This window comes from Aliidiomarina halalkaliphila (assembly GCF_007096385.1).
Taxonomy (GTDB): Bacteria; Pseudomonadota; Gammaproteobacteria; order Enterobacterales; family Alteromonadaceae; genus Aliidiomarina; species Aliidiomarina halalkaliphila.
This window is the reverse complement of the sequence record NZ_VJWL01000002.1, coordinates 417,053-430,219: the sequence shown is the minus strand read 5'-3', so window position 1 is coordinate 430,219 and position 13,167 is coordinate 417,053. Positions and strand designations below refer to the sequence as shown.

Below are 13,167 nucleotides of genomic sequence, written 5' to 3'. Positions count from 1 at the left end.
CTGTACGCTGAATTTATCTGTTCTGATGGGAATGATCAAGGGAATTTGCAAAAATTGAATTAACAAGTGTTCACTGTTACATTGCAGCTCTAAATAATCAGTTGGGAAATCAGAGGAATGGTTGGCATTCGGGCAAAACAGAAAGAAAAAACCAGACGTGCTCTGATTAATGCTGCATTGAACCAACTGAGCCCACAAACCACCTTTTCCAGTTTGAGTCTGCGTGAAGTAGCGCGTGAGGCCCACATCGCACCAACCTCTTTTTATCGCCACTTTCAGAATATGGACGAACTTGGCTTAACTTTGGTCGATGAAGCCGGGCTTACCCTTCGTCAACTGTTACGTCAATCGCGCCAGCGCCTTGCCGATGGCGGCTCCGTGATTCGCATTTCTGTTGAAATCTTTATGGATTTCATCAGCCAAAACAGCAGTGTTTTTCGGCTGTTGTTGCAAGAACGCTCAGGCACCTCAAAAGAATTTAGGATGGCGATTGCCCGAGAAATTGAGCACTTTAAATCAGAACTTACCGATTATTTATACGCAGATCGTGAACTCCCTGAATGGCTTGCCAAAATACAAGCCGATGCCATGGTTCGGGTGGTCTTTAGCGCGGGTGCAGATGCGTTGGATTTACCTGCAGCGGAGCGCACCGCCATTGCCGAACAAACCATTATTCAATTACGCATGATCGCCCGCGGCTCAGACACGATGAAACAAGAAGATCCAAAACGCGCCGCAGAGCCGAAAAAACCATAATTACACAACACCACAAGGAGAAGCCGATGACCCGATGGTTACTGGTATTAATCACTTTAGCCCTGAGCTTGCAAACAGCTCACGCAACTTCTCGGGATATTACCCTTGAAGAAACCATCACGGTAAAACGTGTCACTCAAGCGGTTACTAACGACGATGGTACGCTCACTGCCTTTGTCCGTGTGCGTCCGCGCACGCCATACAAAGACGACGACGGCACCGCCTACTCTGAACTCTTTGTTGTTAATAACGAAGGCCGGGTTACCCCATTCGTAACGGGCGATGTGCGCATTGGTCAAATCCAATTTGCTGCTGATGACAGTGCGATTTTCTATCTGTCTCAACGTGGTGATGATAAGCATACGAGCTTATATAAACTGCCTATCGGTGGCGGTGAATCCACTCGGATATATCAGCATAAGGTCGCAATCTCGAGCTTTAGTGTGAGCGGTGACGGTAACACCATTGCCTTTCTCGCCCGTGAACCGCAACCTGAGAAAACCGAAGAGCTTGCTCGCAAAGGATTCCGCGCACAAGTATATGAAGAGCAAACACGAAAAGCGCAACTTTGGACTCTTGACCTCAGCACTGAAGCGCCAGAGGCAAGCCTTGTTGAGATTGACGAACATATCCATTCACTCGCATTTCGTCCCGGTCACAACCAAGTGTTACTTCGGGTTGCTCCAACCACGTTAGTGGACGACGATCTCATGCTCAGTCAATACGCAGTATTTGATCTCGAGGGTAATGAAGTAGCGCGTATGCAGAGCGTCGGTAAATTAGGCCAGGCAGCCTTCTCACCGAATGGCGCAAAATTCGCATTTATTGGCGGTGAAGATCAACATGACCCCAAGGAAGGACGCCTCTATGTCGGTAATCTTGATGATGGTTCGGTACGTGAGCTCGTTCCCGGATTTCCTGGTCACATTGTCGACCTAGCATGGCAGGATAACGACCATGTGATTTGGCTTGCTGACGTCAACGTAGAAACCGACCTGCGTAGAACGAACGTGAACAATGGCCAAACCAACGTCGTCGTCGCCGAAGGTAAAGCTATATTTACCCGTTTAAATCATGTGCGGAGCAATGGCGACCTCACCTTAATTGGTCATCACGCATCACATCCAACAGAAGTATTTCGTGTGATCGGTGGCGAACTCACGCGCCTCACCGACTCAAACCCTTGGCTTGCAGACATTCGTCAGCCGCGTCAGGAAGTGATTGTTCATGAAGCTCGCGATGGCTTGCGACTCGAAGGTATTTTAGTTTATCCACATAATTATCAGCCGGGTACGCCTGTGCCGGTGATTATGTCAATCCATGGTGGTCCCGAAGCCCATGTGCGAAACGGCTGGAATAATAGTTATTCCAATCCAATCTGGTACGCAGCGCAGCAAGGCTTTGCCACCTTCTTCCCAAATTATCGTGGCAGTACTGGGCGCGGCGTGAACTTCAGTAAACTAGGCCAGAACGACTATGCGGGCAAGGAGTTCGACGACATTGTCGACGCCAAGGAACACCTCGTTGCCATTGGCCTAGCTGACCCTGAGCGTGTCGGGATCACCGGTGGCTCCTATGGCGGATATGCCTCTGCTTGGGGTGCGACCAAACAGACAGAACATTTTGCAGCCAGCGTGATGTTTGTCGGCATTAGTAATAATCTTTCTAAATTTGGAACCACGGACATTCCAAACGAAATGCATTTAGTGCATGCGCGCAGCTACCCTTGGGATAAGTGGCAGTGGTATCTGGAACGCAGCCCTATTTACTGGGCCGAGCAGGCGCGCACGCCAATTTTGATTATGCATGGTGCTGAAGATACACGTGTCCACCCGAGCCAATCCATGGAGCTGTATCGCTATTTGAAGGTTCATGGCAATGTACCCGTGCGTTTGGTGCTTTATCCAGGGGAAGGTCATGGCAATCAACGCGTAGGCTCCCAACTTGATTACGCACTCCGCCTGATGCGCTGGATGAACTTCTATCTAGTAGAGCAAGGTGAAGGCATTCCGCCCCATGAGTTACCTCATGCGGAACATCTGGACTAAGTAAGAATACAAAAAAAACGAAGGGAGGCATGGCCTCCCTTTTTTATGAGCGTTTGGCTTTGTAGTTTTGAATAAAACAGATTAACTCTGAGAAAGGCATCGGCCGAGCGAAATAGAATCCTTGCATATAGTGACATCCGGCTTCCTCTACAAACGCCACTTGCTCTGCTGTTTCCACACCTTCCGCCACCACGTTTAAATCGAGTTGACTGGCCATAGCGATAATACCCCGAGCTATCGCCGCATCGTGCTTGCCGCTGATCACATCCTGAATAAAGCTACGGTCAATTTTCAAGGTATCAATGGGTAATGATTTCAGATAAGACAAGCTTGAGAAGCCCGTGCCAAAATCATCGATAGACACACTAAACCCTTGCACTCTGAGCGCATCAAGAATGCGAATCGCTTGATGAGAATCTTCCATCAAAATACTTTCTGTGAGCTCGAGATTAAGCTTGCTTGATTTAAATCCGGTGAGATTCAACGTGTGCTTTAGCGACTCAATGAAATTTGCCCGGTGCACTTGAATAGACGATAGGTTTACCGCCACTTGGAAATCGCCATACTCCTGCAATCGCACCCCATCACTACATGCCTGCTGAAGTACCCAAGAGCCAATTGGAATAATCTGCCCTGAATCTTCTGCTAACGGAATAAACTCTGCTGGTGATACATAGCTGCCATCTTCGCGCTGCCAACGAAGCAACGCTTCGACGCCCACAATAGTATGATCTTTGGCACTAAATATGGGTTGATAGAACAGCTGCAAGGCATTCTGCTCAAGCACGTGCTGTAGCTCGTTACGAATTGTCACAGACACATGGAAGCGCTCAGAGATATCAGCGGTGTAAAACTGATAATGATTACGCCCTTGCCGTTTCGCTTGGTACATGGCCATATCGGCATCTTGGATTAGCTGTTTAGGATCCGCAACACTTTCCATGGTGGTAGTAATGCCAATACTTGCGGTCACGTAGAGTCGATAGGAATCAATCAAATACGGTTGTGCAATCGACGATAAAATATCATTGACCAGATCTGTAATAGGCGCGTCTTTCGACAGTCGCGGCACAATCACCACAAACTCATCGCCACCAAAACGCGCCACACGGGAGCCTTCACGCATAATCTTTTGGATTCGGTTCGCGGTTTCAATGAGCAATTTGTCGCCCACCGCCAAGCCCAAACTATCATTGATGGGCTTAAAGCCGTCGAGGTCGATAAATATCACTGCCAGCGCTTCATCGGTGCCTTCGATACGTTTGCAGTGATTTCCTAATATCTCCTCGAGAACTGTACGGTTGGCTAAACCGGTGAGGCGGTCATGAGATGCTTGGAACTGGAGCTGCGCCCGCTGGCTTCTTAAAATTGCCGCATTCTCAAGACTGATCACAAGTAAAACGCAGAGTATCCAGCCCCCTCCGACAACCAAGGTATAAAGATTTGCGGCACGACGTAACTCGGTCGTATTGGTTAGGTAACCGCGCAGGGTTAACTCCAACCCCAAGGGCACACGCATGGTGCGTTGATATGAAAATAAGTAATGACCGGAGAAATCCTCTAGCTTACGGATTTCCGTGTAATCACCCATGCTGTGCAACAAGTAATTATTCTGCACCTGAGCATAGGTTTTAAAAGGTGAGTCGGTTTCTTGCATCGCAGGATTGACTAATCGTGCAAAGTTGAATGCTGTCAGCACGTAGCCAAATAAATTGGTGCCATTCTCACTGGCTGTCCCGTTATAACGGAACAACGGGAGTTTCAAGAGAATCACCGGGTCCTGCATTTCGGTGATACTGACCGTAGGAATATATACCGCGCCACGACGCTCTGTCGCTCGAAACCAATTCTGCACATCCACTTCATCAAGCAAGGCGGAAAGGGATTCACTTTCAGGCTTCGTTTCTTCCCACACAAGCTGGCCTTGCTGGTTTAGAAACATGATGCTTTCAATCTGCTCAATGTCATTTAAGTAGGAAATAATATCCATTTCCATTAAGCGACGCAGATCGTAATCAGAGATATTTTGCCAGCGATTGACCAACCGCTGCATAAGGCGGTAATTTTCTACCGAAACCATCTCACGCGAATTACCCGCCTCGGTCACCGCACGCACACCTTCATTTTCTAACCGACTCACCGATTCTAAACTGAGCAGGAACCATATAATGGTAATCACAGACGCGCTCAAACTTGCTGTGAGTAACGCGCGAATACTGGGCAAGGGTTGGGGTATTTCTTGTTGATGGGAACCGAGCCATAACACCACACCATAGAAAACCAAAAGTAGACTGGCTAAGCTTGCAAGCATTGGATGTGGGGCAACGTGTTGGTAACTCTCTCCCATCCAACACAATACCGACAAAAGCACGCCACCCACGATGAGCAGTGGGCTTGATAAGCGCCATAGATAACGCCGCTTATCTTGTGAGATACCGAACAAGATACAAATACCGAGGAGTCCGTAGAGCACAGCCACGGGCCACTGCACACTTGGTTGCGCAAAGTGGCTGAAAAACTCGGGAAGCCAGGGCGCTAGGCGGGAATCCATAACGCTTGAATAAGCTGCAGCGATAACAATAACGCTGCCAAAAAATACGCGCCAACCTGGAGCGCTACGAATAGCAGCCCACAACCCCATCGCACTAAACAAGCAGGTAAGTGCCGCTCGCGGAGAGATTACTTCCGCTAGTGGTTGTGTACTCGTTTGGGTATATGCCGCAACAAATCCGATCAGTCCTGTCACCATCCCTGCGATAACGATGGTGTAGTATGCAGCGGTCATGGCCGTTGTCGGAGAAGCGGAGAGCCGTTTCAAGACAGGTTACCTATTGTTATTATTGTGTTTCGAGTGTATGAGAATTGACTGATAACGTCAAAGATTCTGTACTTTCAGGATACAAAAAAGCCAGCAGTACGCTGGCTCTTTCCATTGATATTGTGAGGCGAGTTCGCTATTTACAGTTGTGGGCCTGCTTTCACCAAGGATTTGCCCTCTGCATTATCAGTAAACTTTTCAAAGTTATCGATAAACAAAGACGCTAGCTCTTTCGCTTTGCTATCCCACTGAGCCGCATTGTCATAAGTATTGCGTGGATCAAGAATCGAGCTATCTTCAACCTCGGGCAACGATTGCGGAATGGCGAGGTTAAAGTAAGGCAAGTTCACAAACTCGGCATCTTCAATGCTGCCATCCAAAATCGCGTCGATAATGGCACGGGTGGCCTTAATTGAAATGCGTTTGCCGGTACCGTTCCAACCCGTATTCACTAAGTACGCTTCGGCACCTGAATCGGCCATGCGCTTGGCTAACACTTCCGCATATTGGGTTGGGTGCAAGCTTAAGAAAGCCGCTCCAAAACACGCAGAAAACGTAGGCGTTGGTTTTGTAATGCCCCGCTCTGTACCTGCCAGCTTGGCGGTAAAGCCCGACAAGAAGTGATACTTCGCTTGTTCGGTGGTGAGCTTAGACACCGGCGGTAATACGCCAAAAGCATCTGCCGTCAGGAAAATCACTTTCTTGGCATGGCCTGCTTTAGAGACCGGCTTCACGATATTATCAATGTGATAAATCGGATACGACACCCGTGTATTTTCAGTTTTTGAACCGTCGTTATAATCTACTTCGCCATTATCGCGAACGGTGACGTTCTCAAGCAGTGCATCACGGCGAATGGCTCGATAAATATCCGGCTCTGCTTCTTCCGACAAATTAATGGTTTTTGCGTAACAGCCGCCTTCAAAATTAAACACGCCGTCGTCGTCCCAACCGTGCTCATCATCACCGATGAGCTGACGCTTTGGATCGGTAGAAAGCGTTGTTTTTCCGGTGCCGGATAAGCCGAAGAAAATCGCCACGTCACCGGCTTCACCCACGTTAGCTGAGCAATGCATCGAAGCAATGCCCTGCAGCGGTAAAAAGTAGTTCATCATTGAGAACATACCCTTTTTCATTTCGCCGCCGTACCAAGTACCGCCAATTAACTGCATGCGCTCAGATAAGTTGAACGCCACAAAGTTTTCGGAATTCAGGCCCTGGGATTTCCAATTCGGGTTGGTACACTTGGCACCATTCATCACGATAAAATCAGGTGAGAACGTTTTCAGTTCTTCGTCGCTCGGACGAATAAACATATTCTTCACAAAGTGCGCTTGCCATGCCACTTCGGTAATAAAACGAACCGCTAAGCGGGTATCTGCATTCGCACCACAGAAGGTATCCACCACAAACAGGCGCTTGCCGGACAACTGCTTGGTGACCAACCCTTTGAGGTCGCTCCATACATCTGCAGAAATGGGTTTGTTGTCGTTCTTCCCTTGATCAGACCACCAAACGGTGTCGCGCGTGGTGTCGTCGCGCACGATATATTTATCTTTCGGGGAGCGGCCAGTGAAAATGCCTGTGTCTACAGCAACAGCACCTGATTGAGTCACCTGGCCTTTTTCAAATCCAGTTAATTCGGGGCGCGTTTCTTCTTCGAAGAGTTGCTCATAAGAAGGGTTATATACAATTTCGGTGACGTCTGTTATGCCGTATTGGCCCAGATCCAGATCAGTCATGCGAAGAACTCCTGCGGGTACATGGTTTTGTGTTAATTACGACGGAAACATGTGAAAAAAGCTGGCGATTTTTCGCACGAAATAATACCCCGATTCGGCCATAAAAGATAGGCGAAATCAGCCAGTTTTCTTAATTTAGCTGCGCTTTGCAGCGTATTTTTCTTGAAGCGCATGGGCCACCCTAGCATCGGTAAACTGTGCAACATCGCCTCCGTGCAAGGCCACCTCTTTCACTAAGGTAGAGGAAATAAAAGAATTTTCCTCAGACGGCGTTAAAAATACGCTTTCTAAATCCGGGTGCAAACGCCGGTTCATATTGGCCAATTGAAACTCAAACTCAAAGTCGGAAACAGCACGAAGGCCACGAATAAGAACGTGGGCTTTACGCTCCCGAGCAAGGTCTGCAAGCAAGCCTGTAAAACCGATCACCACAACATTGTCCAAGCGATCGGTGACTTTCTCCACCAAAGCAACCCGCTCCTCCAAAGAGAATAACGGTTGTTTGCTCGTATTTGCCGCTACCGCTACCACCACCTCAGAGAATAACTTGGAGGCACGCTGGATTAAGTCAAAATGACCATTGGTAATGGGATCAAATGTGCCGGGGTAAATTGCTCGTCTGTACATAGATGTCATCAACGCGAATTTAATGGAGGCAAGAATAGCTGATATGGGCGCAAGCGTCCAACCGAGATTGGCCGGGAAACAACCAATATCCGGTAACGGAATCCCTTATTTACGGTGGACACACCAGTTTTCCTTTGTTTTCTACTGCAAACCTGCGCAACACCAAGTAAAATATCGGCCATGATGCGCCCACAAACTCGATGGAGAACGCGATGAAAAAGGCATTTTACCAACAGCTACAACGTCAAATCGACGAAACTAAGGCTGATGGTTTGTATAAAAGCGAGCGAGTGATCTCGTCGTCTCAATTTTCTGAAATTGAAGTCAACGGCCAAAAAGTTCTGAACTTCTGTGCCAATAACTATCTTGGCTTAGCCAATCACCCCGAATTAATTAAAGCCGCGCAAGAAGGGCTTGATAGTCATGGCTTTGGCGTGGCCTCGGTACGCTTTATTTGCGGTACCCAGAATATCCATAAAACCCTTGAGCAGAAACTCTCTGAGTTTCTTGGCACAGAAGACACCATTCTTTACTCGTCGTGTTTTGATGCCAACGCTGGATTGTTTGAAACGTTATTAGGGCCAGAAGACGCGATTGTCAGTGATGCGTTAAATCACGCTAGCATTATCGATGGCGTACGCTTGTGTAAAGCAAAACGCTATCGTTACGCCAATAACGATATGACCGACCTTGAAGCGCAGTTAAAGCAAGCCAAGGCCGATGGCGCACGTAATATTATGATCGCCACCGATGGCGTGTTCTCTATGGACGGTATTATCGCGAATTTGCCCGCGTTATGTGACCTTGCCGACGAATACGGTGCCATTGTGATGGTTGATGACTCTCACGCCGTCGGTTTCGTTGGTAAAGGCGGTCGTGGTACCCATGAGTTCCACCAAGTGATGGATCGCGTTGATATTATTACCGGCACTCTCGGCAAGGCGCTCGGCGGTGCGAGTGGTGGCTTTACAGCAGCGAAGAAAGAAGTTGTCGAATGGTTACGCCAACGTTCACGTCCTTATTTATTCTCTAATTCATTGGCACCGTCTATTGTTGCCGCATCAATTAAAGTGTTGGAGATGCTCAGTCAAGGGGATGAACTACGTCAACGCCTGCTTGATAATAGTCAGTATTTCCGAGAGAAGATGACCGCAGCGGGCTTCACGCTCGCAGGTGCCGATCATGCGATCATTCCGGTTATGCTCGGAGACGCCAAATTGGCCTCGAAAATGGCAGACCGCATGTTACAAGAAGGCGTTTATGTGATCGGCTTCTCGTTCCCGGTCGTTCCTAAAGGCCAGGCGCGCATTCGTACCCAAATGTCGGCAGCCCATACAAAAGAGCAACTTGATCGCGCGATTGCCGCGTTTATCAAAGTAGGTAAAGAGCTCAACGTGATCAACTAAGGGTTGATCCGCTATGCTTAATCACACAACACATGAGAAACAACGGCGCTATGCGGTTGTTTTATCTTCAGGAGTGAGTTTCTGTTTATGAAAGCACTGGCGAAGTTAAAAGCAGAACCCGGACTTTGGCTTACCGAAGCAGAGAAGCCAGAGTATGGGTACAATGATTTATTAATTAAGATTCGTAAAACCGCCATTTGTGGCACCGACGTGCATATTTACAAATGGGATGAATGGTCGCAAAACACGATTCCCGTGGGTATGACTGTCGGTCATGAATACGTAGGCGAAGTTGCCGCTATGGGTGAAGGCGTGCGCGGATTTGCCGTTGGCGATCGCGTGTCGGGCGAAGGCCATATCACCTGCGGCCATTGCCGCAATTGCCGTGCGGGGCGCCGTCACCTATGCCGCAATACCGTAGGAGTGGGCGTGAATCGACCGGGAGCATTTGCCGAATATCTGGTGATTCCTGCCGAAAACGCATTCAAGTTACCGGATTCTATTACCGACGAAATGGCTTCTATTTTCGACCCCTTCGGTAACGCGGTCCACACTGCATTATCATTCGATCTTGTAGGTGAAGATGTATTGATCACCGGTGCGGGTCCAATCGGAATCATGGCCGCAGCGGTTGCACGCCACGCCGGTGCGCGCCACGTGGTGATTACCGACATTAACGAATACCGTTTGTCCCTCGCCATGAAAATGGGTGCAACACGCGCGGTCGATACCCGTACAACGGATTTGGATAGCGTGATGAAAGAACTAGGCATGAGCGAAGGGTTCGACGTGGGATTAGAGATGTCTGGTGTGCCTGTGGCCTTCAATCAAATGCTAAAAGCCATGAACCATGGCGGTAAGATCGCGCTATTAGGAATTCCGCCTGGGGATATGGCAATTGACTGGAATCAGGTGATCTTCAAAGGGCTTGTGATTAAAGGTATTTATGGTCGCGAAATGTTTGAAACCTGGTACAAAATGGTGGCACTGTTGCAATCAGGCTTAGACTTGAGCCCCATTATCACGCACACCATGCCCGTAGACGATTATGAGAAGGGCTTTGAAACAATGATTTCCGGCCAATCGGGTAAAATAATTTTAGATTGGACCTAAACAACGAGGACACCATGGGACGCTTTAGCACCATCGCCCTTGCCGACGCGGCAAAAATGATCGCCGACGGTAATGCACAAGTTGCCGATATTCGCGATCCAAATACATTTGCAGCTGGGCACGTGGCGGGCGCGTTTCGACTCAGTAACGACAAACTTGCTGAGTTTATGATGCAGGCCGACCGCGAACAGCCAGTACTGGTGTTTTGCTACCATGGGATCAGTAGTCAATCCGCTGGGCAGTACCTTGCCCAGCAGGGATTTACTGAAGTTTATAGTGTCGATGGTGGTATGGTGGCTTGGGCCGATACATACCCCGATAAACTCGAGCAGGACGCGTGAAAAAGCTATACGCCACCTCTAACAGTAGTGAAATGAATACGCTGCAGCTCGTGATGCAGCGCCATGGCATTCCAGTGACTGTAACCGAGCGTGGTGGCACTCTCGAACTTTGGTTGATTCAACATGGTTACGAAGCGCTCGCCCAAGATGTACTGCGCCAGTTTCGTGACAATCCCCCTACCCCAGAATCCCTGCCACAACAGCGTCCAGTATCGGCAACACGGTCGCTTTGGCACACGCTGGCAAGCCAAGCGGGCATCGTCACGTTCTTAGTGTTTATCGTGGTTTTGTTGGTATACGCACTGCAATGGTTTATCGCCCCTGAAGCGACTCTCCATGCGCTCTTGGTGACCCCAGGCGGAGTACCTGAATTGCATGCCGGGCAACCATGGCGCTTAGTTACCCCCATGCTGCTGCATTTTTCAGCGATGCATTTGGTATTCAATTTATTCTGGTGGTGGTATCTCGGTGGACGGGTCGAACTTACCTTTAGCCCTTGGATGTTGATCACAGTAACGTTGGTGACGGCCATTGTGTCCAATTATGCACAATGGGCATACAGTGGCCCGTTGTTTGGCGGCCTCAGCGGTGTCGTTTACGGTTTATTTGGCTTTGCCATTGTTAGTGCCTGGGGACGCCGCTATAGCCCACTCGCTCTGCCCCCTGCACTTCTGGTATTTATGATCGGATGGTTGGCCCTCGGCTTTACCGACTTACTCATGGTCAATATGGCCAATGAAGCCCACCTTGCAGGGCTACTTAGTGGATTACTCTTGGGCGCAGTGGTGCGCATCCTCAAGCCCCACAAATAACGTGTTATGATGCTCATCCGCAGAACAAACAGGGAGTGAATGCGTGTTTCCTATTGGTACCGTCGCCCGGTGGCAATCACCTGAGTCTATGGCCATCCCAACAAAGCTTGCGGATTGGTTGCTCGACTCCGGCTCCTTAACCGCAAAAATTAAAGCGCTTCATCCAGATTTCGCGGTGCATGTACTTGGGCAGATTGAGGGAACCGCTGAGCCGTGCGAGTACGCCGCATTAGCGATGGATCCCGAACCGGTCACCATTCGCGAAGTGCTCTTATACTCCGGCGACACTGCACTGGTGTTTGCCCGCAGTATTCTGCCTCATCAGCGCCTTGCGGCCAATCCAGAGCTCACGTCATTAGGGGATCAACCACTAGGTGAGCATTTGTTTACCCGTACCGATACCACGCCTGGACCTATTGAAATCGCCCCTTTTTCTTCCATTTCCGGCGCCGGAGAACTCAATCGATCCTTGCATCATCAGGAACAGGATCTCTGGGGTCGACGGCGGGTATTTGATATTGCCGGCACCCGAATTCTAGTCAGCGAAGTGTTTCTTTCTCCATCCGCCTGCTATGCTGATAGTTCCAAATAAAACCAAGCGTTTACGGAGTTCCCCATGACTCGTTTTGACCATTATCGAGCGCTCATGCGCATGGACAAGCCCATCGGTACCTGGTTACTCGCCTGGCCGACATTCTGGGCCCTACTTATTGCAGGTAACGGCGATCCCTCGGTTCGCCTAGTAGCCATCTTTGCTGTCGGTGTCTTCCTGATGCGTTCAGCCGGCTGCGTGATTAACGATTACGCCGACCGAAAACTCGATGGGCATGTTGAACGCACACGAAACCGCCCTCTTGCTACGGGCGCAGTAACCCCCACCGAAGCGCTAATTTTGTTTGCCGTGCTGGTGATCCTAGCCTTCATGTTAGTGCTCACCCTGAACACCTTAACGATCTTGTTATCATTTGTAGCGGCAGGTTTGGCCATTGCTTACCCGTTTACCAAACGCTTTACCCATTTACCGCAATTTGTGTTGGGGGCGGCATTTAGTATGGCGATTCCCATGGCGTTCGCCGCAGAGAGCAATAGTTTGCCGTTGATTTGTTGGATACTTTTCGCTGCGAATGTTCTCTGGACGGTGGCCTATGACACCGAATATGCCATGGTGGATCGCGCCGACGATCTGCGAGTGGGGATAAAATCGACCGCGATTTTATTTGGTCAGTACGACATCTTGGTGATTGGTGCGCTGCAAGCGGCCACTATTTTCTTGCTCGGGATTGTCGGCTGGATGATCGATGCCACTTGGATATTCTGGTTAGCACTCATCACCATGGCTCTGTTTTTTATTTGGCAGCTATGGTTAATTCGCGACCGCTCACCACAAGAATGTTTTCTCGCATTCCGCCAAAACCACTACGCCGGTATGCTTATCGCAATTGGTTTAGCGTTACATTATTGGTTGCCTATTCCATTTGGCTCGGCACCTATCTAATCAAAAGCC

General features: G+C 49.2%; 11 protein-coding genes. 8 read left to right on the top strand and 3 right to left on the bottom strand.

The annotated features are described in order from the left end of the window. Nucleotides 1-117 precede the first annotated feature (117 nt). Both fabR and FM042_RS08545 read left to right on the top strand, forming a co-directional pair. Nucleotides 118-756, top strand: a complete 639-nt coding sequence (gene fabR / locus FM042_RS08550) for an HTH-type transcriptional repressor FabR (protein WP_143236004.1) — start codon at nt 118-120, stop codon at nt 754-756. Nucleotides 757-782: 26 nt separating this feature from the next. Next, entirely contained in the window at nt 783-2,804 is a 2,022-nt protein-coding gene (locus tag FM042_RS08545; RefSeq protein WP_143236003.1) for a S9 family peptidase, read from the top strand. Between the two features lie 43 nt (nt 2,805-2,847). Here FM042_RS08545 and FM042_RS08540 read toward each other — a convergent pair whose 3' ends face one another. The 3 genes from FM042_RS08540 to coaD form a co-directional block, all read right to left on the bottom strand. Beyond that, the gene (locus FM042_RS08540; RefSeq protein ID WP_143236002.1) at nt 2,848-5,622 is read right to left on the bottom strand and encodes a putative bifunctional diguanylate cyclase/phosphodiesterase; all 2,775 of its coding nucleotides are present in this window, start codon (nt 5,620-5,622) and stop codon (nt 2,848-2,850) included. Between the two features lie 140 nt (nt 5,623-5,762). After that, nucleotides 5,763-7,364, bottom strand: coding sequence for a phosphoenolpyruvate carboxykinase (ATP) (gene pckA / locus FM042_RS08535; RefSeq protein ID WP_143236001.1), 1,602 nt, complete (start codon nt 7,362-7,364; stop codon nt 5,763-5,765). 135 nt (nt 7,365-7,499) lie between these two features. Continuing rightward, nucleotides 7,500-7,991: a pantetheine-phosphate adenylyltransferase gene (coaD, locus tag FM042_RS08530; protein WP_143236000.1), complete on the bottom strand. Its 492-nt coding sequence runs from the start codon at nt 7,989-7,991 to the stop codon at nt 7,500-7,502. 212 nt (nt 7,992-8,203) lie between these two features. Between coaD and FM042_RS08525 the strand changes: the two genes are divergently transcribed. The 6 genes from FM042_RS08525 (at nt 8,204) to ubiA (ending at nt 13,158) form a co-directional block, all read left to right on the top strand. Next, entirely contained in the window at nt 8,204-9,397 is a 1,194-nt protein-coding gene (locus FM042_RS08525) for a glycine C-acetyltransferase (protein ID WP_143235999.1), read from the top strand. 87 nt (nt 9,398-9,484) lie between these two features. Continuing rightward, the gene (gene tdh, locus FM042_RS08520; protein WP_143235998.1) at nt 9,485-10,510 is read left to right on the top strand and encodes an L-threonine 3-dehydrogenase; all 1,026 of its coding nucleotides are present in this window, start codon (nt 9,485-9,487) and stop codon (nt 10,508-10,510) included. A gap of 14 nt (nt 10,511-10,524) precedes the next feature. Then, nucleotides 10,525-10,851, top strand: coding sequence for a thiosulfate sulfurtransferase GlpE (gene glpE, locus FM042_RS08515; RefSeq protein WP_143235997.1), 327 nt, complete (start codon nt 10,525-10,527; stop codon nt 10,849-10,851). Continuing rightward, nucleotides 10,848-11,663: a rhomboid family intramembrane serine protease gene (locus tag FM042_RS08510; protein WP_143235996.1), complete on the top strand. Its 816-nt coding sequence runs from the start codon at nt 10,848-10,850 to the stop codon at nt 11,661-11,663. The genes glpE and FM042_RS08510 overlap by 4 nt, the downstream gene beginning before the upstream one ends. Nucleotides 11,664-11,706: 43 nt before the next feature. Next, on the top strand, nt 11,707-12,255 hold the full coding sequence (locus tag FM042_RS08505; protein ID WP_143235995.1) for a chorismate--pyruvate lyase family protein: 549 nt from the start codon (nt 11,707-11,709) through the stop codon (nt 12,253-12,255). Nucleotides 12,256-12,279: 24 nt separating this feature from the next. Further along, on the top strand, nt 12,280-13,158 hold the full coding sequence (ubiA, locus tag FM042_RS08500; RefSeq protein WP_143235994.1) for a 4-hydroxybenzoate octaprenyltransferase: 879 nt from the start codon (nt 12,280-12,282) through the stop codon (nt 13,156-13,158). Nucleotides 13,159-13,167 lie beyond the last annotated feature (9 nt).